Annotated in this window: 15 protein-coding genes, 1 tRNA gene and 1 other RNA gene; 3 read left to right on the forward strand and 14 right to left on the reverse strand. The window is 67.9% G+C overall.

Translation table 11 applies throughout. The features are described from left to right. Positions 1-50 precede the first annotated feature (50 nt). Entirely contained in the window at positions 51-1,160 is a 1,110-nt protein-coding gene (locus BN3906_RS10705) for an iron-siderophore ABC transporter substrate-binding protein (protein WP_078057370.1), read from the forward strand. Between the two features lie 57 nt (positions 1,161-1,217). Further along, positions 1,218-2,192 (forward strand): hypothetical protein, encoded by a 975-nt coding sequence (locus BN3906_RS10710; protein WP_066589838.1) that lies wholly within the window; start codon positions 1,218-1,220, stop codon positions 2,190-2,192. Here the strand turns inward: BN3906_RS10710 and BN3906_RS14565 are convergent. The 14 genes from BN3906_RS14565 to ffs all read right to left on the reverse strand — a co-directional run bounded on the left by BN3906_RS14565 (position 2,110) and on the right by ffs (position 25,145). Next, on the reverse strand, positions 2,110-2,502 hold the full coding sequence (locus BN3906_RS14565) for a hypothetical protein (RefSeq protein ID WP_147592923.1): 393 nt from the start codon (positions 2,500-2,502) through the stop codon (positions 2,110-2,112). The genes BN3906_RS10710 and BN3906_RS14565 overlap by 83 nt on opposite strands. A 241-nt stretch (positions 2,503-2,743) precedes the next feature. Then, positions 2,744-3,289 carry a hypothetical protein gene (locus BN3906_RS10720; RefSeq protein ID WP_066588148.1) on the reverse strand — a complete coding sequence of 182 codons (546 nt, stop codon included), beginning with the start codon at positions 3,287-3,289 and terminating at the stop codon, positions 2,744-2,746. A 584-nt stretch (positions 3,290-3,873) separates the two neighbouring features. Then, the gene (gene acpS / locus BN3906_RS10725) at positions 3,874-4,425 is read right to left on the reverse strand and encodes a holo-ACP synthase AcpS (protein WP_261796972.1); all 552 of its coding nucleotides are present in this window, start codon (positions 4,423-4,425) and stop codon (positions 3,874-3,876) included. Further along, complete coding sequence (locus BN3906_RS10730; RefSeq protein ID WP_066588151.1) at positions 4,422-13,832, reverse strand: type I polyketide synthase; 9,411 nt, start codon at positions 13,830-13,832, stop codon at positions 4,422-4,424. The genes acpS and BN3906_RS10730 overlap by 4 nt, the downstream gene beginning before the upstream one ends. A 57-nt stretch (positions 13,833-13,889) precedes the next feature. Beyond that, complete coding sequence (locus tag BN3906_RS10735) at positions 13,890-15,428, reverse strand: acyl-CoA carboxylase subunit beta (RefSeq protein ID WP_066588153.1); 1,539 nt, start codon at positions 15,426-15,428, stop codon at positions 13,890-13,892. Further along, complete coding sequence (locus BN3906_RS10740) at positions 15,429-17,363, reverse strand: acetyl/propionyl/methylcrotonyl-CoA carboxylase subunit alpha (RefSeq protein WP_066588157.1); 1,935 nt, start codon at positions 17,361-17,363, stop codon at positions 15,429-15,431. It abuts the gene before it with no gap. Positions 17,364-17,766: 403 nt separating this feature from the next. Next, a complete protein-coding gene (locus BN3906_RS10745) occupies positions 17,767-18,177 on the reverse strand; it encodes a DoxX family protein (protein ID WP_078057371.1) in 411 nt (136 codons plus the stop codon). After that, entirely contained in the window at positions 18,150-18,734 is a 585-nt protein-coding gene (locus BN3906_RS10750; RefSeq protein WP_261796973.1) for a HutD family protein, read from the reverse strand. Before BN3906_RS10750 ends, BN3906_RS10745 begins: the two co-directional genes overlap by 28 nt. A gap of 51 nt (positions 18,735-18,785) precedes the next feature. Next, on the reverse strand, positions 18,786-19,430 hold the full coding sequence (recR, locus tag BN3906_RS10755; RefSeq protein WP_066588167.1) for a recombination mediator RecR: 645 nt from the start codon (positions 19,428-19,430) through the stop codon (positions 18,786-18,788). Between the two features lie 10 nt (positions 19,431-19,440). Further along, complete coding sequence (locus BN3906_RS10760) at positions 19,441-19,755, reverse strand: YbaB/EbfC family nucleoid-associated protein (protein WP_066588170.1); 315 nt, start codon at positions 19,753-19,755, stop codon at positions 19,441-19,443. Positions 19,756-19,835: 80 nt separating this feature from the next. Next, the gene (locus BN3906_RS10765) at positions 19,836-22,643 is read right to left on the reverse strand and encodes a DNA polymerase III subunit gamma and tau (RefSeq protein WP_066589841.1); all 2,808 of its coding nucleotides are present in this window, start codon (positions 22,641-22,643) and stop codon (positions 19,836-19,838) included. Positions 22,644-22,753: 110 nt separating this feature from the next. Then, a complete protein-coding gene (locus BN3906_RS10770; protein ID WP_261796974.1) occupies positions 22,754-23,395 on the reverse strand; it encodes a hypothetical protein in 642 nt (213 codons plus the stop codon). A gap of 130 nt (positions 23,396-23,525) precedes the next feature. Then, positions 23,526-24,839, reverse strand: coding sequence for an aspartate aminotransferase type Ic (locus tag BN3906_RS10775; RefSeq protein ID WP_066588175.1), 1,314 nt, complete (start codon positions 24,837-24,839; stop codon positions 23,526-23,528). 209 nt (positions 24,840-25,048) lie between these two features. Further along, positions 25,049-25,145: signal recognition particle sRNA small type (ffs, locus tag BN3906_RS10780), an RNA gene on the reverse strand. A gap of 258 nt (positions 25,146-25,403) precedes the next feature. Between ffs and BN3906_RS10785 the strand changes: the two genes are divergently transcribed. Next, positions 25,404-25,492, forward strand: a tRNA-Ser gene (locus BN3906_RS10785). The last annotated feature ends 25 nt before the right edge of the window (positions 25,493-25,517 follow it).

The raw sequence follows: 25,517 nt of genomic DNA on the forward strand, positions 1-25,517 counted from the left end.
CACCGCATCTACTAGACACCACTCTGACCTGCAGTGATACCATCCCTTTCATGCCGATAACACGTCACCTCGGACTCACCACCAAGTTAATGTCCCCGCCCTACCACCCCAACCACATAACGAATGTTTCCGCCTCAATCCTCGCCGCCGTACTCGTGCTCGGCATGGCGTCCTGCACCTCCTCTCCACCGGAGGAAGATCCGGACCACCCCTCCGCCTCATCCACGACAGATGCGGCAGTTGCCGCCGAAGCAGCCGCCTTCCCCGTCACCGTCACCTCCTCCGTCGGCAGCGCGACCATCACCGGACAGCCCCGGCGCGTCGTCACCCTCGGTTGGGGAAGTTCGGACGTCGCAGCGGCCCTCGGCGTCCCCCCCGTCGGAATCCAGGAGATCTCCGACGACACCGGCGACTACCGCGCGGTCTTCCCGTGGAACAAGAACGCCTTCGCGGAGACCCCGGAGTTACTGAACCCCGACGAGATCCCCTACGAGGCGATCGCCGCACTGCACCCCGATGTGATCCTCGCGGTGAGCTCCGGGATCACCACCGAGGAACACGCCCGCCTGACAGAGATCGCCCCGACCGTCGGCTACCCCGGCAGACCCTGGCAGACCGGGTGGGAGGACCTCACCCGGAGAGTCGGCACCGCCCTCGGCCGGTCGGAGGCCGCTGAGTCACTGATCAACGCCACCGACCGGGCGTTGTCGGAGACCGCTCGAGATCATCCGGAATTCGCGGGACGAACTGTCACGTTTGCCGTGAACACCGACGGCACCAGGCTCCGCGAGATACCGGCGACAGATGCCCGGTACGCCGTCCTCCGCCGACTCGGATTCGCCACCTCACCGACGACACCCTGCAGTTCCCCGTCCTTCCATGTTCCCCGCGGCCTGGAGACCCTCACCGACATCGACGCCGACATCCTGGTCGTCTGGCACCTCAGTGACCGGGCACGACAGACATTGGAGGCCCAGCCCACCTTCGCGGAGATCCCCGCCGTGACATCCGGCGGCTATCTCCCGGTCACCGACCCGCTCCTGGGTCTGGCGGTCAGCACCGCGACAGCCACCTCGGTCCCCTGGGCGCTCGACAACGGTTACGTCGACGGACTGGCGGACGCGGCCGAGGGGAGGACTGTCCCCGGACCCCGCGACTAGAGTGTCATGTGTACGACGGACGACGACACCGCTCACCCGACATCACGCGAGGAACCCATGCCCCAGGACCCCAGAAAGCGTGGCCTCACGGCCGCGGAGCTTCAGGGTGCCCGCAACCGGCTCACCCTCTCCCCCGACCTGGTGCGCCGTATCGCCGCACTCGGCGGATACGACAGGTACGACGCCTTCACCGACCGGCTCACCGACGTCATCGATGTCACCGACCTCATCGAACTTCTGGTCACCCGCGGCCTCGCGGACATGGAACTCTGCCCGTCACCGCAAAGGAAGATGGAGGCGGACCGGGCACGGTGGATCCTCGACCGGATCGTCGCCGGACGCGCCCTCACCCGTCACCACGTCCACGATCAACTGCCCTCCGAGACCGTTGTCCTGTTCCGCATGGGGCCTCCCCGGCTGTGGGGCTACCCGGTGCGGCAGCGCCTGCCCCGAAATGCCGACAAAGCACTGCCCTCACGCGTCGTCGACGACCCCACCGGCCCGTGGACGGATGCGAAGGAGGCCTGGTTGGGCTGGCACATCACCGATGCCTCTGACCTCGGCGAACTGGAGACGGTCGTCCCTGGTGTGCCGGCAGACGATGACCGTAACCAACGGCTGCGCCTGGGGATGTCCCTGTCCGACGGACCGGACCAGGTGTGGAGTTCGGCCCGCGGTCACTGGAGTATCAAGCCGGAGACCACCTACATCGTTCCTTCCCGCTACGGGTGGTGCCCCTACGTGTTCCGCATCCCTGACGGTGCCTGGCGGGGCGACGAGTTCGAGGGCCACCGCACCCGCTACATGGCCGAGCGTGGCTACTGGATCGATGTGCAGCACAAACGGCTGGTCGAGATGGGTGCACCGGACCCGGACAACGCCTGGCTACCCCGCATGACCGTCAGTGGGGACGCCCCCACTCCGACCGATCTCCGGGTTGCCGAGCTACTCACCGACCAGGTGCTCCAGCTGGGCGCGGCGGGCAAGAATCCGGTGATCCGGCTCCGGCAGAAGGGCCGTCGCCTGTTCTGAGGCTGCGGCCGGTCCCCCAGTTCTGTGCCTGCTTTTTCAGTTCATCGTTCGCCGCGCTGACCGCAGCACCCAGGTCTGCCCGGTACACGGCCAAAATCTGCGGCTTCGCTTCCAGCGGCTCCAGTGTCGGGACCTCATCCATCGCCGGCGGATTGAGCTGTTCCTCGGCGATGATCCGGTCGATACGCTGACGGATCTGCGTGGTGGCCCGGCTCGCCCACTCTGTCTGCCAGCCCGGATCATTGATGTCTGCGCCGATCTGTTCGGCGAGAATCCGGTGCGCCTCTGCTGCCTCGGCGGAAATCCGCATGTCCCACTGGTGATCGGACCGCGCCCTCCTCGACCGCAGCATCACGTGCAGCCACCTGGGCCCGCCATTCGCGCTCCGCCTGCTCCCGCGTGCGGAACTTCCACCGGTCATAGGCTTTCTTCGCCTCTGACGCGACAACCACCGCAAGCAGAATCCACCCCAGGTATCCTCCGGTCAGGTTCAGGAACAGGAACAGGACGAAGAAGATGAGGAGGGACAGCCCCATCGAGAGGTATGTCCCCTAACCTGAGTTCCTGGCCTGTGCCTTCACCTCGGGGCTGGCACCGACGGCCCGCGGCACAAGTTTGAAGATCCAGGACTGCGTGAAGTTCTTCCGACGTGGCAGTGACTCCGGAATCTTCACCGTCACCGAGGGGACATCCGGACCCGCAGGTCTGGCGAGGAACACTACGGTCACGAAGCAGTCGTCAGGCCAGGCGTCCCACTTCCAGGACGACAGATTCTCCACATTCTTGCGTATCTGCTGGTTGACAAGTCCCTGCCATAGACCACTGACACCCCCATAGGCGTTGACGTACCTCCGCGCACGGGGCCGCCAGCCGTAGTAGTAGTCCCGGCCCGCCCCGTCCCTCCAGCGCGCACAGTGCGCGCCGGCGCTGCGCTTCGACGCGTCCGCGATCGTCCTCTGTGATGCCGCCTGGTTGCTCCGGATGTCATTCCCCCGAGCGACGGCGCGGTTGAGGTCACTGATCCGGTCAAGGGTCTGGACCCTGATGGCGTTCCCATCGTTCGCCAGGTCGTTACCCTTACTGAGCAGGCTCTTCACGACAGCGTGGTGCGCCCGGTCAGCGAGGAATCTCCTGGTCTGCTAGACATTATGCTCTTAGAGCCGGGCATTCTGATCCTGCAGCAGCCGGTTGCTCTCCTCCCGGTTGCGCAGCGTCTCCTTCTGGTAGTCGCTGTAGTATCCCGACACCATTACCACTCCTCGAGTCAGTGTCACCCACGGTCAATACCCGTTCCAGGAAAGGGAACGGGCGTCGGATCCATGTCTTCCATTCCGCAGTGTAGTATAAATGCCCTAAAATTGACATTTTGGCAGGGAAGCTTCCCTCACGGCGTCGGGGTCCACGGAGACGCGGTCCCGGCTGAAGGGCTCCACCGCGCCTGTTCTGAGTCTGCGGCCGAGAGCGCCAGCCGGTCCCCGGACGACGAATGCCCGTGTTCCGTGACCGGAGGACGGTGGAGCCCCCTCTCCACCGTCCTCCGGTCACGGGATGCGGACAGGACCCGGCCTGGGACAAAACGAGTTGACCCGGCCCGGTCGTCCCCGGGGAACGGGGACGACCGGGCCGGGTCAACTCAGTGCAAGTGTCGACGGCGGACCACGGTGACGGACCGCCACGGCGGTTACGCCGGGTACCACTCCCCGACCACGAACGCCTGGGCGACAGGCCCGTCATGCGACAGGCTCAGCTGCCACACCGCGTGACCGGAACCGTCGGCACCACCGAACCGGGCGGTCAGCGCGCCGTTCACCCGGGCCTCCAGCACCGGCGCCAGCCGGATGTACGGCCGACCCCAGCGGTCCTTGACCACCTCGATCTGCGACCAGTCCATCTGTGCGCCCGGAATCTCGTCTCCGGCGTCGGCCAGCGTCCAGGCCTTGTAGAAGGCCTCCTTCGCCGCCCACCGGGCCGCGAGGTGCTGCGCGAGATTCCCGCTGGTCTTCGCCAGACGAGCGCACTCCCGACGCTCCGCCCCGGTGAAGGACCGGGCGAACGTCGAGCCGGGCTGGTCGAGCTGCTCGGCGAACGAGGGGATGTCGACCACATCGACACCGATGCCCAGCACGAACGGCCTGGTCGGCGCCGGATCCACCGGCTCCTTCCTGCCGCGCGCGCTCACCTGCGCACTCTCCGGGGAGGATGCGGGGCGCACCCCGTTCACCGGGTCACTCACCGGAACAGTCCGTCCTCTCCGGCGCGGGCGGCCGGGTCGAGCAGCATGGCCGGCTCGACCTCGTCGATGTCGGCGTCCTCGGCGAAGCGACGGTGGTCGATCTCCTCGAAGAGTGCCTTGTGTCCGAGCATCCCGGCCTCACGGCGGCGGACACCGGCCCGCAGCCGTTCAGAGGCCCGCGCCACCCACTGTTCGGCGGCGTCGGCACCGAGCTGCTGTTCGACGGCGATCCGGAAGGCCTCCGGGTGCACCAGCGCAAGCAGGGCGGAGACGTGACCGAAGCCCAGCGAGGTGAGCAGTCCGGCCTTGACCGTCCGGGACAGCTTCAGGGGTTCCCGCAGCCACACCAGGTCCGGGGAGGACGCCATCTCCGGGTCGACGCAGTCCAGCGAACGGTTCGCCGGGATGGTCGAGGTCCGGAACATGTCGTTCAGTCCGGCCGTCTGGAAGACAGCTGCACCACCCTTGGCGTGTCCGGTGAGGGTCTTCTGCGACACCACGTAGAGGGGGTTGCCCTGCGTACGGCCCAGCGCGCGGGCCAGCCGGGTGTGCAGCTTCGACTCGTTCGGGTCGTTGGCGTTGGTGGAGGTGTCGTGCTTGGAGACCACGGCGATGTCATCCGCCGTGACTCCCAGCGACGCCAGGTCACGTGCCAACCGGGAGTTCTTCCCTCCCCTGCCCGCGGCCAGGGCACCCTGCCCCGGAGCGGGGATCGAGGTGTGCGCACCGTCGGCGTAGGACGCCGCGAAGCCGACCACCGACTGGACCGGCAGACCCATCTCGACGGCGACGGAACCGCGTGCCAGCAGGATCGTTCCACCGCCCTGGGCCTCGACGAAGCCGCCGCGGCGGCGGTCGTTGGCCCGGGAGTAGAAGCGCTCGTTGATGCCCTTGGCCGCCATCTTGTCGGAGTCCGCGGTCGCGTTCATGTTGGCGAACCCGGTGACGGATTCGACGGAGATGTCGTCGGTCGCTCCTGCGACGACGAAGTCCGCCTTGCCGAGCATGATCTTGTCCACGCCCTCCTCCACGGATACCGCGGCGGTGGCGCAGGCCCCGACCGGGTGGATCATCGCACCATAGCCGCCGATGTAGGACTGCATGGTGTGCGCGGCGACCACGTTGGGCAGGGTCTCCTGGAGGATGTCCGAGGGGATGTCCTCCTCAAGGAACCTGTCGACGAAGAGTTTCCGCATCGAGGTCATGCCGCCGAATCCGGTGCCCTGGGTCATGGCCACGTCCGAGGGGTGCACGGCCTGCAGGATCTCTGCTGGTGTGAAGCCTGCGGAGAGGTAGGCGTCCACCGCGGTGACCAGGTTCCACACCGCGATCCGGTCCACGGATTCGATCATGGACGCCGGGATCCCCCAGCGTGCGGGATCGAAGTCGGTGGGGAACTGGCCTCCGACCTTGCGGGCCAGCGTGGCACGGCGCGGCACCCTGGCACGTGCACCCGGAAGGCGGGTGACGGACCATTCGCCGGTCTCCGGGTCATGGTTGGCCCGGGTGAACGCCGGGTCGTTGTCGACGAAGGACGCCGCGTCTTCGGCGGTGTCCACGGTGAAGGTCACCTCGTGGTCGAGGAAGATCTCCACGGCCTGGGGGGTGTGGAGGTCGTCGACGGCGACGTCGTCGACGAAGGTGCGGACTCCTGCCCGCGCCACGACCTCGTCCCGGTAGCGGGTGTAGATCTCCTCCTCCGGGACGATGTTGCCCTCGACGTCGTACCATCCGGCGACGGGAGTGTCGTTCCAGGTCAGAAGCCCGGTCATCCAGGCAAGTTCGAGGACGCCGGCGGCGGAGAGGTCCACCGAACCGTCGGCCCTGATACCCAGTTCGGCTTCGAAGCGGGTGCGTCCGGAACCCCAGGCGCTGACTTCGCCGAGACCGACGACGACCACCATGTCCTCGAGACTGCGGGTGACTTCGCCCCAGTTGTCGTCGGTGGCGGCATGGTCGGCTCCGACAGGCTGACGGACCCGGACCGGGGACGGCAGGGCGTCGACGGTGGCGCTGGCGGGGGTTTCGTCGCCGGTGTCCTGTGCGTCGCGGGCGGCGTCGGCGAGCGCCTTCTCCCGGAGTTCCACAAGGTTGATCTTCCCGAGGCCTCCGGTGAGGTCGGCGTCGACCGGGCCGTCGAGGGCGCGGGTGCGGACCTCGTCGGAGCACAGGGCGAGCAGTTCCCCGGCAATCTCCGCCGGCGTCCACACGTGGACACCTGCCTCGACCGCGGCGTCGACCAGCGGGTCGTTGCCGCCCATGAGTCCGGTACCCGAGACCCAGCCGATCCGGGGGTGGGCGATGGTGACACGCTGACCCCAGGGCTCGTTGAACCACTTGTTGCAGACGGCGTCGAAGGCGGCCTTCACCTCACCGTAGGCACCGTCGCCGCCGAAGGTTCCGCGGTTGGGCGAACCCGGCAGGATGACATGCAGGCGGTGCGCCAGGTCAGCGTCGTGTCCGATGCGGGACAGGGCGGTGAAGGACCGTTCGACACTCCACAGCAGCAGTCGGGCCTGGATCTCGGCGTCGCTCCCGGCGTCCTCGACGGTCCCGGAGACGGTCGGGGCGGCGAAGGGGAGGAAGAGGTCGGGCACCAGGGCAGGTTTGACGAGTTTCTGGTCGGAGCCGACGGTCTCGGTCTGCTCGGAGCCGATCCACTCCACCAGGGCGTCAATGTCACGGTAGGAGGAGAGGTTCGCCGGGACCAGCCAGACGGCGGCGGACGCGGTGGCATGCTCACGGTAGAGCTTCTTGACGAACTCCAGCCGTGCCGAACTGATGCGGGAGGCGGTCATGACCACGGTCGCGCCCTCGCTGAGCAGGTCGCCGACCACTCCCCCGGCGATGGAGGCGGGGGTGACGCCGGTGACGACGGCGACCTTGCCCGCGAACCTGCCGGTGTCGGTGGAGCGTGCCTCCTCCGCGATCGCGCGGAAGCGGGCGGCGAGGTCGGTGTCCCCGTTCCTGTCTGCGGCGTCTGCCCGGTAGCCTGCGTGGACGGCCACGGTCTCACCGGTGCCGCGGAAGGTCACCGTGTCGGCGAGTTCCTCACCGTTGGCCAGTCTGGCGATGTCCTCGCGGGCGGTGGCCCAACGGTCATCGACGAGCACGGCCCGGCGGGCGTCGAAGACCGGGGCGACAGTGGACGGCCAGTTGGCACCGAGTTCGGCGGAGACCGCCTCCAGGACGGCGGCCGTCTCGTCTGCGTCAGGGTCGGACAGTGGTGCGGAGGTGGGGACGTCGATGCCGAGGGCGTCGAGGATGTGTCGGGCGGTGGTGGCCAGGACGCCTTCCTCACCGGTGACCTCGGCGGCGAAGGCGTCGAGTGCGGCGGAGTCCACGGTCCCGCCTCCTGCGGAACCGCCGGCGGAGGGCTTGGCCACCGGGATACCGTGGGCCGTGCCGACCTGGGTCACGGCCTCGTCGATGATGGCGTTGACGTCGTTCATCGTGGTGGCGGAGGTGGGCAGGGTCGCGAGGTCCCCGCCACGGGAGGACGCCCCTTCCCTGGATCCGAGGAGGATCTGTGCGATGGTGTGGTCGACCCAGCCGGGGCCGAGCTCCCAGGTTCCGGTGAGGCGTTCCTCCACGGTGGAGACCTTGGCACCTGCGGCTCCGAAGAGCTTGCGCAGACGGTCCTTCACCGCTTCGCTGAGGACGGGGCCGAAGGCACTGTAGTTGTGTGCCGCGGCGTCCACGGTCGCGGAGAGGGTGTCCACGTCAGCTTCGGCGGCACCTTCGACACTGGACAGACCCAGCTCAGCGGAGATGTCCATGAGCAGCTGGTTGAGCCTGCTGGACACACCGTTGGTCAGGGTTCCCGTGGTGTCTGCCCCGCCGATCTGGTCCGGGCGCAGCTTGTTCGCGTACGCCAGAAGAGTGCGGATCGCGTCGGAGGCCCGGTAGGGCAGGTCTGCGGGACGTTCGACCGCGCCTGCAGGGGCGGCCGGGGCCGTCGGCAGGTCGGCGGCCTGCGTGACCGGGGCGGGCAACGGTTCCGGTGCCGACTCCGAGGGAGCTGCCGGGGACGGTTCAGCCGCGGCGAGCACGGGGTCTCCGACGGGTTCCCGGCCGGCTGTCGGCTCCTCCGGGTATGCCGGCGCGTCGATGGTCTGCTGGTCAGTGTGGTAGACGAGCTTCTCGTCACGCTGGACGTTGCGCACGGCGACGTCTGCGGCGGAGAAGCGCGGCAGCTTCAGGGTCTTGGTGGCCAGGTTGGCCAGGGTCGGTGAAGCTCCGAGACCGATCTCGACGACTTCGTCGATGTCGAGGCGGTCGGGGGCGAAGAGGAGGTCCTGGGTCTCGATCCAGCGGACCGGGGACGCGAACTGCCAGCACAGCAGCTCGATGAACAGGGTGCGGGCGGTCTTCGCCCGGGCGGCGTCGTCGGCGACCGCGGCGTCCCAGTTGTCGAGCAGGTCACGGGCAGGTTCGGAGGGGACGACGTCGAGGATGGAGCGGACGAAGTCCTCGGTGAGTTCGAAAGGCCGGGCCACGAGGTTCGGGATGTAACGTCCCTCGAGGATCGGGTAGTTGATGAGTTCCGGCAGCAGGTCGTCGAGCTTCTCCCGGAAGTCGGGGACTCCCGGGTGCAGGACACGGGAGTGGAAGGGCACGTCGATGCCGGGGACCAGCATGAAGGAGCCACGACCACCGTGTTCTGCGGTACGTCGGGCGGCGTCGGCTTCGAGTGCCTTCAGTCCTGCGACGGTGCCGGCGACGGAGTACTGCTCGCCCGCGAGGTTGAAGTTCACGATCTCCAGGAACTCGCCGGAGGCCCGGGCGACAGACTCGACGTATTCGACGACGTGGTCGTCGTCGATGCCGAACTGGTTCGGCCGCAGGGCACCCATGCGGTAGTTGGAGCGCCCCGCGCTGTCGCGCGGGATGAGGTGGTGCATGGTGGAACCGCGGTGGAAGACGACCTCCAGGACAGTCTCCAGGTCGATGGTCCCGGCGTAGGCGGACAGGGCGGTGTACTCGCCGAGGGAGTGTCCGGCGTAGTAGGCGTCCGCCACCAGGGCGCCGGCCTCCCTCAGCCGTGCCGTCTGTGCCAGGGCCAGGGTCGCCAGGGCGACCTGGGTGAACTGGGTGAGGTACAGGACACCGTCAGGATGGTGGTAGGTCACCCCGTTGGCGGTGAGGTCGGTCGGGTTGTCCCGTACGACGGTGAGGATGGAGAAACCGAGGGCTTCCCGGGTGTGCCGGTCGGCACGGTCCCAGACGTCGGCGGCCGCCTTCGAGGCGGCGCGTTCGTCAAGGCCCATTCCCTTGGCCTGGATGCCCTGGCCCGGGTAGACGTAGGCGGTGACGGGGGCGGCGGTGACAGCTGTGCCCTGGGACACGAGTTCGTCGCCGATCCGGCAGGTGACGTCGAGGAGGAGGCCGCCACCGGCGACCCTGCCGACACGTTCGACCTGGATGTCCACCGGGTCGCCCAGCTGGACGAGGCCGAACATGCGGTAGGTCCAGCCGAGGATCCGGTGTCCGGTTCCGGCGGCGGAGGCGGCGTGCTGGGCGGTGGCGGACAGCCACATGCCGTGGACGAGAGGGGCCTGCAGGCCTGCGACGCGGGCGGCGACATGGCTGGTGTGGATCGGGTTGAAGTCCCCGGAGACCCAGGCGAACGGGGTCATCTCCTGCGGGGCGTTGACACGGGTACGCAGCAGGGTCGAGCGCGGGGTGTCGGTGATCTCCCGGTCGATTCCTCCGGCGGGAGCGGGGTCGGCCGGAGGTGTCGTGCCGAAGGCACGGCCCCGGATGGCGAACCGTTCCGTCTGCCGGCCGAGCAGTGTCCCGTCGGAGTCGCGCATGTCATGGTGGACGGTGACGACCCGCCCTGAAGAGGACTCCTCGATTCCCGCGGCCCAGCTGGTCACGGTGACGGCCAGTCCGCGGCCTCCTGCTGCGACCGCGTCTGCCGCGCGGGCCTGCAGTTCCTCGGCGGGAACTTCGAGGGCGACGGAGTGGTCGAGGTGGACGGCATTGAGCAGTCCCTCGATCACGGGATAGTCATCGACGGTGGCGGAACCCAGGGCCGCGTAGATCGCCGGCCAACAGGTGCCCAGCAGGGCGTCGGGGACGATGGTGGCCCGCTCGTCGGAGCGGGAACCCGACCCTGTCGTAGACAGGTCGGGCAGGGCTGCCCCGGTGACGCCGGCGTGCTCGGCGCCGAGGGTCGGGGTGAGGTGGAAGACGTAGTCGAAGGTACCGAAGGGGGTCCCGTCGGTTTCCGAGCCCTCGTTCTTCACCGGCATGTGCTCGATGCTGTCACCGGTGACGGACACATTGCCGACACCGGCAGTGCCGGCGAGGAGCCCGTACATGGTCTCAGGGAGCTTCTCCTCGTCGACGACGGGCAGTGCACCGGTGGTCACGGCGTCGGTGAGGATCAGGGGGACGGGCAGGCGGCGGACGGCGTGGACCTCAGAGTCCCCTTCTCCGGCGGCGGTCCCGTCCCAGAAGGTGTCGAGATGGAGGTCGACGGTGACCTTGACGGTGCCGTCGGAGCCCTCACCGGTTCCGTCGTCGGTGACGATGAGCTCGTAGCGGTCCTCGTCGATGATGTGGGCCGGGTTGTCCATGAGGTGCCCGGTCCAGGAGATGTACGGGGCGGATTTCAGGAAGGACGCCACGTCGTCGGCGTCGGAGATCCGCGACCATGCTCTGGTGACCTCGGCGGGGGCATCGTCGAGGGCGTGGCGTCCCGTGGTCGTCGAGTCACCGGTGATGCGGTCCCGGCAGGCCGCCTCGAAGCGGCCCAGGATGGAGGCGACGGGTTCGTCGACCGTGGTGATCCCGGAGACGGACACCGGGCCGGGAATGATCCGGCACTGGTCGGCGGTGTAGCGCGAATCCTGCGACTGCCACAGGCAGTCCTTGCCCCACCAGGCGAGGAGGTCCTCGTCGATGGCGGGGACGAAGCCCACCGGCTTCGGGAACTTCCTGCACAGGACGAGGAACCAGGCGGTGTCGAGCGGGGTGAGGGTGTCGGTCTCGGCGGCGGGGTACGCCGCCACGAGTGCCTTGACGGCCTTGTCCGGGTCGGCGGCGTCCTGTTCAGTCGGGAACAGGGTCACGACCTCGCCGTGGTCGACGTCGGACAGCCGCGCCTCGACACGCTGCAGCAGCAGGTGGAAGCGGGACAGCCAGGACGGGTCGACCCAGGGGAATGACAGTTCCGCGAAACGGCGGACGACCTGTGCGTAGGTCATCTCCTCGAGTTCGCCGAAGTAGGGCTTGGCGGTCTTGTTCAGGGCTGCGATGATCTCGTCGCGGCGGGCGTTGACGGCCTCGAGGTTGGACCCGATCTCCTGGATCAGGCGCATGCACTTCGCGGCGGAGTTGTCGATCTCGTGGATGTCGGCACGCAGGTGGGACAGGCCTGAGGTGGAACCCCCGGCCGTGTGGCCCGGGGCGATCCAGCCGCCGTTGGGGGCGGTCGCCGCGGACCCGGTACTGTCGGCGACACCAGGCGTGTCGACGAGGAGCTGCTTGATCTCCGGGGTGGTCTTGGCCTCCTTGGCGGTCATGGCGGCGGTGCCGACGAGGACGCCGTCGACCGGCATTGCGGGCAGTCCGAGTGCTTCGGACCATCCGCCTGTGAGGTAGTCTGCCGCCCTCTCGGGGGTACCGATGCCGCCGCCGACACAGAGCACCACGTTGGGCTGCCGGCGGATCTCCGCGTAGGTGGCGGTGAGCAGGTCGTCGAGGTTCTCCCAGGAGTGGTGGCCGCCGGCGTGACCGTCCTCGACCTGGAGGATGATGCTGGTGCCGGTGTCCTCGATCTGGCGGGCGATCGCCAGTCCGGCGCGGATCTGCGCGACGGTGCCGGGTTTGAAGGCGATGTAGGAGAATCCTGACCTTCGGAGCGCTCCGATGACCTCAGGGGCTTCGTCCGGTTCGGGGATACCTGCGGAGATGACCACGCCGTCGAACGGGGCGCCCGATTCCCGGGCCCTGGACACGACCCTCTGGGTACCGAAGTGCAGGTTCCAGAGGTAGCGGTCCATGAACATGGCGTTGAACTGGACGGCCCGGCCCGGGTCGAGCAGGCCCTTGAGTTTGGTCAGGTTCTTGTCGAAGACTTCGGCGGTCACCTGCCCGCCGCCTGCCATCTCCGCCCAGTATCCGGCGTTGGCCGCGGCGGCGACGATCTCGGGGTCCACGGTGGTCGGTGTCATCCCGGCCAGGAGGATCGGGGACCGCCCGGTCAGCCGGGTGAACTTCGTCTCGACGGTGCGCCCGGTGGGAAGGTCGAGCAGCCGGGGTGCGAACCGGGACCAGTCGACGGTCCGCGCAGGGTCCTCCCCGGGAGCTGCCAGGGTGTCGATGTCGTTCAGGGTGCCGGCGCGAACGAGTCCGGCACCGGAGCCTTCCACCAGGCCTGCGGAGATTCTGGTGACCGTGTCACCGGGGCCGAGGTCGAGGAACCAGGATGTGCCGGACGCCAGGGAACCGGTGATTCCGTCGACCCAGTCGACGTGGTCGGTGAGCACGGCACGGGCCAGGTCACCGGCACCGGTGAGGCCGCATTTCTCCGCCCATTCGACGGCCTGGGCGACGGCCGGTTCCATCATCTCGTGGTGGAAGGGCACGGTGACGTCGAGGTACTCGGTGACAGGGGACAGAGGTGCCCCGCCACGGGTCTTCGCCGCGAGCTCCGCGGCGTCCTTCTCCGCGAGGACGGCGATGGTCTTCTCGACGACGCCGAGGTCCTCGGGAGTGCCGGAGAGGATGAACCGGCGGTGGCCGTTGCGGATCGCGATCCGGGCTCCGGTGCCGACGCCTCCGGCGGCTTCCGCCACTTCGGCGAGTGCGGCGTCGAGGGTGGCGCGGTCGAGTCCACGCACCGAGAGCATGGGGGTGGCTTCACCTGCGGACACTCCGAGGGCACGGGTGGCACGTGAGGCTGCTGCCCCGATGAGCCTGGCGACGGCGATGATTCGTGCGGCGTGTCCGTTGTCTCCGGCGGATTCTCCTGCCCGACTGTCGACCAGGGCGGCACCGAGGACGCCCTGGGAGTGGCCGAGGGCGGTGGCCCTGCCTTCTGCGACGGCTGCCACGGCGTCGTAGCCGGCGTTCTTGAGGGCGACGACCTGTCCGAGCTGGGTGAGTGCGATACCCGGTACGGAGAGGGCGGCGGGGACCGGTCCCCCGGCACCGTCGCCGATGAGCCGTTCGAGGGTGAGGGCACCGGCGGTCGCGGCGGTCAGCCGGGCTGCGACGGGGGCGAGGATTGTGTCGGATTCCGCCAGGACGGCCCTGACGGTGTCGGCGAGGGCGGGGTCCTCGGAGACGGCGGTCAGTCCGGCGCGCCACGGGGTGGCCTGGCCGCCGAAGAGCAGGGTGACCTTCTCCTCGGACTCGGAGTTGAGCCGGGAGAGGAAGCTGGTGTGGGTCATGATGTCCTTTTCAGAGGGTCAGTGACGGGGGATTGTCTGTTGTGGTGACGGGTCCCGTCACAGGGGCCCGTTGGAGTGGAACTTGAACCGGTTGAGGTCGCGGTGCTTGGTGCGCAGTGCCCGCAGTGCCGCGGCGATGGTGTCGCGGGTGTCGATCGGCTGGACGATGCCGTCGAGCTCGCCGGTCTCCACCGAGAAGTTCGGGTTGATGTTCTCTGCCGTGTAGTCGTCGGCGAGCTTCCGGGCGACATCGACGCGCTCCTCTTCGGGGGCGGCGGCGATGTCCCGGCGGTTGAGGATGTTGACCGCGCCGTCGGCACCCATCACCGCGATCTCCGCCCTGGGCCAGGCGTAGGCGTAGTCCGCGCCGATGCCCTTCGAACCCATGACGATGTAGGCACCGCCGTAGGATTTGCGGGTGATGACGGTGATCATCGGGACCGTGGCGTTGCCGTAGGCGTAGATGACCTTCGCACCCCGGCGGATGATCCCTGCGCGCTCCTGTTCGGCTCCGGGAAGGTAGCCGGGGACGTCGACGAGTGTGATGACGGGGAGTCCGAAGGCGTCACAGCAGCGTACGAAACGTGCTGCCTTCTCGGAGGCTTCGACGTCGAGGGTGCCCGCATTGTGCATCGGCTGGTTGGCGACGACGCCGACGGGTCGGCCCTCGATGCAGGCGAAACCGATCACGATCGATTTCGCCCAGTGCTCCTGGACCTCCACGAACTCGCCGTGGTCGACGAGCGCCTCGATGACCTCCACGACGTCGTAGGGCATACGTGGGTCGTCGGGGATGATGTCCCCCACCCCCATCGCGGACTCGACGTCCTCGGGTGTGGCCGTGTACGCGTAGCAGGCCTGCTCGTCGTTGCAGTTCTGGGGAAGGTAGTCCAGCAGGCTGCGGGCGTAGTCGATGGCGTCCTCCTCGTCCTCGGCGAGGTAGTGCGCCACACCGGAGACGCTGTTGTGCATTTCCGCGCCACCGAGGTCGTCGAGGCTGATCTCCTCACCGGTGACCGCACGGACGACGTCGGGGCCGGTGACGAACATGTGGGCGTTCTCCCGGGTCATGATGACGAAGTCGGTCATGGCCGGCGAGTACACGGCTCCGCCGGCACAGGGTCCGAGGATGAGGGAGATCTGCGGGATGAAGCCGGAGGCGCGGCAGGAGGCGCGGAAGATGCGTCCGTACATGGACAGTCCACCGACGCCTTCCTGGATGCGGGCCCCGCCGGAGTCCAGGAGTGCGAAGCAGGGCACACCCTGCTGGACTGCGCGTTCGATGAGGTCGGTGATCTTCTCCCCCTCGACTTTGCCGAGGGTGCCTCCGCGGACGGAGAAGTCCTGGGAGTAGACGGCGACGGGGCGTCCTCCCACGGTGCCGAAACCGGTGGCGACGGCGGATCCGAGGAAGCCTGCGGCGGGGTCGCCGCCGAAGAAACGGCCGTGCTCGACGAAGGAGCCTTCGTCGCAGAGCAGTTCGATGCGCTCGCGGGCGGTGAGCTTGCCTTTCGCGTGCTGGAACTTCTTCGCTTTCTCGTCGGCGGCGGCGGCCAGTGCGGTGTAGTCGACGGGGGTTCGCTGTGCGGTGGTCATCTACGCCTCCTCGGTGGTGTCGCTGGTGGCCTCTGCCGCGGTGTCTATGTGCAGCAGAGGGGTGCCGGCCGGGACGTTCTGCCCGATCTCGACGTCGATGGAGGTGAGGACGCCTGACGCGGGAGCGTGGATGTACTTCTCCATTTTCATGGCTTCGAGGACGATGACGACATCCCCTTCGTTGACGTGGGACCCGGGCTCGGCTCCGGTGCGTACGACGATGGCCTGCATCGGTGCAAGCAGTGCCCCCTCTGCGGTGAGGCCCTCCCCTGCGGCCGGGTTGTTCTGGGAGTCACGGTTCTTCCTGCGACGGGATCCGCGCAGGGGCTGGACGCGACGGCGTGCGGTGTTGCCCAGTTCCCCGAGCGAGTCTCCCAGTGTGTCGAGACCGGAGTGCATCATCGCGCTGAATCCGGCCAGGGAGGCGAGTCCTTCGGGCAGGGTGATCCGGTGGCGGCGTCCGTCGATCTGGGCGGTGAAGGTGCGCAGTGCTTCGGCGATGGCGCCGCCGACGCCGTCTCCGGAGGAAGTTGTGCCCGATTCTGTACCGTCGGCCTTCTTCCCGAGCTTCGCCCACTCCTGTTCGGTGAGTTCCGGGATGAACTTCGTCTCGAGCCACCGTGTCCGTACCTGCAGGTCACCGTGGTCGTTGGTGGCGTCGAAGTCCGGGTGCGCCAGGACCAGGTCGAGCAGCGGGGTGACGGTGGCGATGCCCTTGATCTCCAGTTCGCCGAGCGCGCGGCGGGCCCGGGCGACCGCGCGTTCGCGCGTAGGCCCGGTGACGATGAGCTTCGCGATCATCGAGTCGAACTCAGGGGAGACGGTGTCTCCGAGGCGTACACCGGTCTCGATGCGGACCCCGTGCCCTGCCGGCCAGGTGAGTTCACTGATCTTGCCGGCGGCCGGGGCCAGGTCGTTGGCGGGGTCCTCCGAGGTCAACCGGAGTTCTATGGAATGTCCCCGCACCGCGGGGACCTCGGGGATGCTGCCTCCGCCGGCGACGGTGATCTGCGCCTCGACGAGATCGAGGCCGGTGACCTCCTCGGAGACGGTGTGCTCGACCTGCAGTCGGGGGTTGACCTCCAGGAAGTACAGCTCACCGTCGTCGGCGAGCATGAATTCGCAGGTGCCCAGTCCGACGTAGCCGGTGTGGTCGAACAGTGCCTTCGACCAGCGGGTTAGGGTGTCTGCCGCCCCGTCGGGGAGGAAGGGGGCAGGTGCCTCCTCGATGACTTTCTGGTTGCGTCGCTGCACGGAACAGTCCCGGGTGGTGACCACCGCGAAGTTCCCGTGGGAGTCCCTCATGCACTGGGTCTCGATGTGCCGACCGGAGGTGATGAACTTCTCGATGAAGAATTTGCCGAGGTCGCCGCCCGCCATGGCATGACCTGCGGCGAAGTTTTTCACGTCCTTCTCGTCCCGCATGACCTCGATGCCACGGCCTCCACCACCGTCGGACCGCTTGAGTACCACGGGGAAACCGTGTTCGGCGATGAACGCCTCGACCTCGGACATGTCGGAGACGGGGTCGACGGTTCCGGGGACCGGGGAGACGCCGGCCGCGACAGCGACCCGGCGTGCGCTGATCTTGTCGCCGAGCTGGCTGATGGTGTCGGCGGAGGGGCCGATCCAGGTCAGGCCCGCGTCCTCGACGGCGCGGGCCGCCTCCGGCACTTCGGAGAGGAACCCGTAGCCGGGGTGCACTGCATCGGCGCCGGCGCGTTTCGCGATGTCGATGATCTTGCTGACGTCGAGGTAGGTCTCCTGGAGGGTGGTGCCTTCCAGTGCGTAGGCCTCGTCCGCCAGCACCACGGCCGGGGACTCGATGTCCTGGTCGGAGTAGACGGCCACTGAGTGCAGGCCGAGGTCACGGGCGGTCCGGACGACTCGTGCGGCAATTTCGCCGCGGTTCGCCACGAGGATGCTGGACGGCATCGGGCTCCTTTCGGGCAGACAGAGGGATCTTGGATCGTCTGTCCTGTCGTGTTCGTGGATCAACTGCGCGGGAACGGTTCCCACGCGAACGAGGACACACGGTAGGCGTGCCCCGCCCGTGCTCGACCGGTCCCTACTGTCGCCATAACAAAAACACCCCCCGTTCAACCTGTCCCGGTCACCTCACGGGAGGTCCTCGTCAGTGGCGCTGTCGCAGGACCATGGCGGTTTTGCCGCCGAACCGGCTACTTGTCTGTGAGTTACCTGTCCTACCCCCTCCCCGGAGTGGTCAGACCACACAAATGTGATCTGCGTCACTGTATCGTGACATGTTTAAAAACATACCGATGAATCGGGGTTCACCCGTCAGATCTCCCCCCTGCACACCGGACCCCCGTCCGGACTACCTGCCCTGCCCCCTCAACCGCAGCACCGACATGATCATCGGTACCTGACCGACGACGCGCACCCACCCGCCGGCGCGGAGCAGAGGTGACTTACGCGGGTCCCTCTGCCAGTCCAGTGCCATCTTCACGTTTGCCGGGAGCACGCCTGCCAGGAACAGTGCGGCGGGGACCGCCGCCTTCTCCCGCGTCCCCGGCGACGCGATCGCCGCGGCCAGCCCGAACTCGGCCACGGCGCTTCCCCAGGTCCAGTACCTGGCGGGCCCCGGAAGCTGTGCCGGCACGATGGCGTCGTAGAACCGGCGGGCCGTGAAGTGCAGGACCCCCGCCCCTCCGAAGACGGTGGCCCACACCACCGCCCGGGTCTTCGACCGGTCAACTGTCACTTCTCTGTCCCTGATGAGGCCCATGGCTTCCAGACTACGGCCACCAACCGGGTGTCCGCAGCCGATTTCCGGACCTCACCCACGTCGGGGACGTAGGGGACCAGCAGGTCGTCGGAGCCGTCGAGGGCGACCGCCGCCAGGGCGTTCGGGACCGGCGTCCCGGCGTCCACAACCCGGATGTCAAGGCGTCCGGCGGCGGGACTGTCCCGGTCGACGACGAGGTTCACCGCCCTGGTGGGCACCGGAAGCACGGTCAGCTCGGTGCGGGCACCTCCGTCGAAGGTGAACGGTGTGCAGGCGGGAATGGTGTGGAGTTCACCGTCGACTGTCAGTCCGATCCCGGCGAGCGGCACGTGGACCCGGTCCTTGTCCGGCAGCCGGGAGTAGGGCCCGGGCTCGTCGAGGGACGCCACACTCAGCCTCCACCGGCCGTCGACCGGGAAGCTGCGGCTGTAGAAAAGGGAACTCTCGTCGGGTGATATGAGTTCGACCGTCGTGCCCCGGCCGTTGGCCCAGGGCACTTCCGGCAGATCGGCGGTACGGCGCAGCGTGCGCCAGCTCGTGGTTCCGGAGGTGTTCACATGGTCCAGTGTGCCCTCACAGGCATCGGTGCGCAGGTCGGACGGCCGATGTCACCGCACCGGCGTGCGTCCTTCGAAGGCCCTGGAGAGGGTCAGTTCGTCGACGAACTCGAGGTCTCCTCCCATGGGGATGCCTGATGCGAGCCGGGACACCGTCAGGCCTGGAAAGTCCTTCAGGAGGCGTCCCAGGTAGGACGCCGTGGCCTCCCCTTCCGTGTTCGGGTCGGTGGCGATGATGACCTCCCCGATCACCGGAGGTTCAGGGAGGGTCCCGTCCGCGGACGGCACGTCGTCGACCCTGCCTCCGATACGTTGGACCAGGGTGGTGACGTTGAGTTCCTTGGGACCGACGCCGTTGAGCGGGTCCAGTGCACCGCCGAGGACGTGGTAGCGGCCCTTGTACTCCCCGGTTCGTTCGATGACCTGGATGTCCTTCGATTCCTCGACGACGCACACGGTGGTGGCGTCACGGGAGGAGTCCGCACAGATCCGGCAGACGTCCTCGGAGGAGATGTTGTTGCAGATCCGGCAGAAGTGCACCCCCTGCTGGAGCCGGTTCAGGGCGGAGGCGAGCCGGTCGACGTCCCGGGGATCGGCCTGGAGCAGGTGGAAGGCGATTCTCTGCGCGCTTTTCGGCCCGACCCCGGGCAGGCGGGAGAATTCGTCGATGACGTCCTGGAGAGGACCCTCGTACAAGGCGGTTCCCCTAGAATCCGAAGCCGCCGAGGCCCTGGGACAGCGGGCCCATCTTCTCCTGCGAGAGCTTCTGGAGGTTGTCGTTGGCGGCCTGGAATGCGCCGACCAGCAGGTCCTGGAGAGTGTCGACGTCTTCAGGGTCGACGACCTTCGGGTCGATGGTGACGCTCTGGACTTCACCGGCTCCGGTGATGGTGACGGTCACGAGTCCGTTGCCCGCGGACCCTTCGACCGTGGACGCCACGATCTCAGCCTGGGCCTCCTGAAGCTTCTGCTGCATCTGCTGGGCCTGGGCCATGATCTGGTTCATGTCGGGCTGGGGCACTGTATGTCCTTTCAGTGGTCGTGTCGGTCGTCTTCCGGCGCGTTCGAGGTTCTTTCAGGGGACGAGTCTACCGACCCGGGTCAGCGGGTCCGCTCTGCGCCGAGATGCTTCTCGAGCAGTTCGCCCGCGATTTCCAGGGCGGACCGGTGGTCCAGGTGTCCCGGCGTCCTGTCGTCGAGCTGTGCAAGGGCCTCCTCGGCCTCAGCACGCTGGTCGTAAGGGTCGGGTCCACCGGCACCGGGATCGGCGTGGGCCGGGGCACCGGGACCGTCGTCCCAAGGTTCGGACGGTTCGTCGGGAAGCGGGATACCGTTGAAGCCGTTGTCCGCGGCCTCCTGCGCCGCCGTCCGCATCCTTCCGGTTCTTGCCATGCGGGCTCTCCACCCGGTGAGTTCCTGCCCTTCACCGGGATCTGCGGTAGCGCTCACGGACGTCGTGCCGGTGAGGGCAGGCGTCGCAGTGGCCGTCGCCTTCCGGACAGTCCCGGAGGACGCCGGGCTCCCGGACGCTGGGCCTGACGACACCGGGCCCGCAGTTTCAGGGCCCGCAGTTTCAGGGCCGGAGTTTTCAGAGCGGCCGGTGTCCTGAGCTGCCGGGGAGGTGGTCCCGGAGACCAACGGGGAATGTCCCCGTGCCCGGGCGAGCGCGACGGACACCGGATCGACGGGGGCGGACTCCGGTGTGTGACTACCGGAACGGCCGAGGCCGGGATCTTCCGCAGCTGTCCGCACGGCTTCGTGGTCCCCGACCTGTGCCGGAGGCAGGTCTGCCACCCTCTGTGCGGGTTGATGCGGCTCCGCGCCTTCGGCGGCGGCCGCTTCAGCTTTTCCCGGCGGCTCCACAGGATCAGTGGGCTCGCCGTCGTCCCCGGGGGCCTCCGGAACCGGGGTCCGCGGTGCAGCCTGCCTGGGCACGGAACCCGACGGCCCCGGATTCACCTGGCCACCCACGACCGCCCGGACTGTGACGGGGAAGCCCGTGACCTGGCCTGCCGCTGAAGCATAGGCTTCGGCGTGGGCAGGGTCGTTGATGAAGTTGGCGAGCGCCCCGGTGTGGTGGTGGAGCACGACGACGGCTGTCCCGTCGGAGGTGGGTTCACCCGGTGACGGGGTGGCGTCACGGGCGGCGATCCACGCACTCAGGTCAGTGGCACGCACTGCTTCGAGAACATCCGCCCACCGGTTCACCGCCTCCTGAGACGGTGACAGGGCCGGGTCAGGCACGGAGGCAGGTGCCGGTTCAGGGGCCGGTTCAGTCGAGGGGGCAGCAGGGGACGTAGTCGGTGCCTCATCGCGGGCCTCATTCTGGGCCTTATTCTGGGCCACGTCGGGAGTCCGGACCGGCGCAGCGTCCTCTGCCGCCCGGCGCCGGTTCCTGCGCATGATCTCCCTGGCGCGCTCTGCCTCCGTCATAAGGTCGCCGGTGGCCGAAGCTTCCACCGGAGCCTGGCCCAGAGACTGGTTCGGCGACTGGCCCGGAGCCGTGTCCGGAACGGAGTCCGAAACCGGGCTCGCATCCTGTTCAGCAGCCGGAGACCGGACCGCAGTCGCCTCCCCTGCGGCCTCAGGGGTCGGGGACGCCATCACAGGCTCTGTGGGAGGAACCACCACGGCATCGCTGCCCCGGCCGTCCTGACCCTCGTCCTGCCGGCGCCGAGACTTGCGCACGTAGCGTGCAGGTCCGCCGGCGGTGCCCCCGTCACCGGGACCCGGGACCCGGTCGTTCAGCTGGGGCGCACGCTGCCCGGACTCCAGTGCCTCGACCCGCTGGGCAAGGTTCTCCAGAGTCATCCCGGCAGCCGGCAACGCCATCCGTGCACAGAGGATCTCCAGCAGCAGCCGGGGCGAGGTTGCCCCGCGCATCTGCATCAGCCCCTCGTTGACGAGGGTCGCGCACCTGGTCAATGTCGCGGTCCCCAGTTCCTCGGCCTGGCGGGTGAGAGTCTCCCGCAGGTCGGCCGGGGCGTCCACCAGGCCCGAATCGAATGCGTCCGGAACCGCCTGGACGACCAGCAGGTCACGGAACCTGTCGAGCAGATCGGTCGCGAACCTCCTCGGGTCATGCCCAGCATCGATGACATCGCTGACCACGGAGAACAGTCCCGCCTGGTCAGAGTCGGCGAGAGCATCGACCGCCCGGTCGATCAGTGCAGAATCAGTGACGCCCAGCAGCGCAACCGCTCTCCGATAGGTCACCCCTTCGGGTCCCGCACCCGCCAGAAGCTGGTCCATGACCGAGAGAGAGTCACGGGGAGAGCCCCCGCCGGCGCGTATGACCAGCGGGTACACGGCGTTCTCAACCTCCACACCTTCTTCACCGCAGATCTTCTCCAGAAGGCTCCGCATGGTGGGGGGTGTGAGGAGACGGAACGGGTAGTTGTGCGTCCGCGACCGGATCGTCGGCAGAAGCTTCTCCGGCTCGGTGGTCGCGAAAATGAAGATGAGGTGCTCCGGCGGTTCCTCCACGATCTTCAGGAGCGCATTGAACCCCGCCGAGGAGATCATGTGCGCCTCATCGATGATGAAGACCCGGTACCTCGACTCCGCCGGAGCATAGAAAGCCCTGTCCCTGAGCTCACGCATGTCATCGACACCGTTGTGGGTGGCAGCGTCCAGCTCCGTGACGTCAAGAGTCCCCGGCCCGCCGGGAGCCAGGGCGACGCACGAGTCACACACCCCGCAGGGCGTGGATGTCGGCCCTTCGACACAGTTCAGCGAGCGGGCCAGGATCCGCGCCGAGGAGGTCTTGCCGCAGCCGCGCGGGCCGGAGAACAGGTACGCGTGGTTGATCCTCCCGCTGTCCAGCGAGGTGCACAGCGGTACGGTCACATGTTCCTGCCCGACCACCTCGGCGAAAGTCGCCGGCCGGTACTTCCTGTAGAGAGCCACGGGCACCAGAGTACAAGGGGCACCGGAACCTCAGACGCGCACCGACCGCAGCCACGAAACCGGTCCCCCACGGAACCACTCCCCTGGACACCGGCACGTCGGGGCCGGGCTCACCGCCAGACGTCGTTGAGGTTGACCTCCGCCTCGGTCAACTGCCGCTGAACGGCACCGAGCCCCTGCCCTGTGGCCGTGGCGTACTCCGCGTCGGTGAGCATCACCAGCTGGGCGACAACCGTCATCCGGCCCGGATGAGTCCAGTCATGGTGGCCTCCCCCACCGTGACGGCCCCCGAAATCCACCTCGTGGACGTGGGGGACGCCGTCCTCCCACAGGAACGGGGGGACAAGCAGACCGTGTTTCGCCGTCATCTTCTCGTCCACGTGCCAGCCCAGGTCCGGGAGAATCAGCCCGGGCCGGGGCGGCCGCTGGTGGGGATCCTGCGCGATCATCGTCGCCGCGGCGGTGACCAGGTCCGCGGCCGCGCGGGAATGCCCTGACGTCACCGTGATCAGCTCGACCCGCAGGTCGGAACCGTCGTCCGTGACCAGACCAGGGTCGATCCTTGCCGCGTCGAGGGTGACGGCGACAGTTTCCGCAGGCTGCGCGTCCGCCGGCGCCGGCCGCCCCGGCTCTCCCTGCCGGGGCCGCCCCCGGCCGGCCCCCGTTGTCTCGTGTTTTCCGGGCCCTCCTCCTCCCCCCCCCCGCACTCCCCTGCCCTGCAGAGCCCCTGTGCGCCTGTCTCTTATCCCCATCTATATCGCGACATCAGCGACCGTGAACTCCGGGACCCCCTGGTTCACCCGCCGTGTCGTTATCCGCGGCGGCGCGGGCAGGAGGTCACCCACCCAGACTGTCGTCTCCTGGAGGTTCACGGCCCGGACCCTACTTCGACGCCGGCTGTGCTGCAGCCGACCCGGCAGCACCGACCGCTTCGGCAGCCTCCACCGCAGCGAGAAGCATGCAGGTGGCGACACCGTCCATGGCGACTTCGACCTCCTCCTGCGGAGGCAGGGACGGCGCGAGCCGCAGATTCCGGTCGTTCGGGTCATTCTTCAGCGGGAATGCGGAGCCGGCCGCGGTGAGTGCGATCCCGGCGTCCTTGGCCAGTTCCACCACCCGGCGGGCTGTTCCGTCGACGACGTCGACAGAAATGAAGTAGCCGCCTTCGGGTCGGGTCCACTCGGCCACTCCCAGGCCTCCGAGCCGGCGCTCCAGGATCTCGGTGACGGCACGGAACTTGGGGCCCAGGATCCCCGCGTGCTTCCGCATGACCGAACGCACACCGTCGGCGTCCCCGAAGTACCGCACGTGGGCGAGCTGGTTGACCTTGTTCGGCCCGATTCCACGGACCCCGGCGATCCGCCGGTACCAGGCCAGGTTCTCCTCCGAGGTGTTGAGGAAAGCCACTCCGGCTCCCGCCAGGGTGATCTTCGAGGTCGAGGACATCGCCCAGAACCGGTTGGGGTTCCCCTCCTCCGCGGCGAGGCCCACGATGTCCAGGATCTCCGGGAACTCGTCGGTCAGGGTGTGGACCGCGTAGGCGTTGTCCCAGACCACACGGAAGTCGGGGGCTGCGGTCTCCATCGCGGCCAGCTCGCGGGCGACCTCCGCTGACACGGTGAATCCGGTCGGGTTGGAGAAGACCGGGACAATCCACATCCCCTTGACCAGCGGGTCCTTGACCAGTTCGCGGACGGCGTCCATGTCAGGTCCGTCCTCGTTCATCGGGACGGTGACCATCTCGTAGCCGAACGTCTCAGTGATCGAGAAGTGACGGTCGTAGCCGGGAACCGGGCAGATCCAGCGAACCTTCTCCTCAGCCGACCAGGGACGGTCCGAATCATTGTTCCCGAAGGTGTGGGACCACGAGATGAGGTCGAACATGATGTTCAGGCTGGAGGAGTCTCCCGCGATGACCAGGTCCGCAGGAATACCGAGGACATCCGCCCACAGTTCCCGGATCTCCCGGATGCCGTCGCCGCCGCCGTAGTTGCGGACGTCGCTGCCGTCGGCAAGGGTGTGGTCGCCTTCTCCGGGTAGTGCGAGCAGGGACTCGCCCAGGTCGAGCTGTTCGGAGGAGGGCTTTCCACGGGTCAGGTTCAGGCTGAGGTTGCGGGCCTTCAGCTCCCCGTAGGACGCGGTGACCTCGTCCTTGAGAGCGAGCAGTCGGTCGGTGTTTGCTTCGGTCAGCTTCATAGTCCCGCAGGACCTCCTAGACGTTCACGGAACAGGTTGTTTCCGCCGGTTGTTTTCCGTCGGCAAGTCTAGTGTGCCGTGCCTTGCGTGTCAGTGGGGTCCCCGCCACATTCCGCATTCCCGCCCTCACTCCCGGCGCCCCGGCAACTTCCTGCAGCTTCCGGGCCGTTGCGCCCCCAGAAGACAGGGCCCGGCAGACAGTCCTGAAAAATAGACGGACCCCACGCACCCGCCAGAGCCCGCTTACCCTTGCTGCATTCCTGCCCTGGGGGAGTTCGCAGGATTCACGCCACGTGAGATCCGTGGACCATGGTAGCCCAGGATCACCCGGCCGACAAAGAACCTGTACTCCCGTTGACGTACACAGGGGGAGGACGCCGCACCCCGGACCCTGCCTCCCCACCGGAACGGCTTCCGCCGGGCACCCGGAGGACACACCCGGTGTGCTGAAACCGAGGCGCGCCGGTCATGGACCAGTGGGGGACGGCACGGGACGAAACCCGGCAAAGTCGTCCCGACCTGCCACTTTGTGTCCGACTCGACCTCGTGTGTATATTTGGCGGCGGAGGATTCGACTAGCGGCCTATGTCACACGCCTGGAACGCGTGAGGGAGTCACATCCCACAGGGGTTCAAATCCCCTATCCTCCGCCATGCACAAAACCCCGGTTCAGTGAAC

Source organism: Corynebacterium provencense, from assembly GCA_900049755.1.
Classification (GTDB): domain Bacteria; phylum Actinomycetota; class Actinomycetes; order Mycobacteriales; family Mycobacteriaceae; genus Corynebacterium; species Corynebacterium neomassiliense.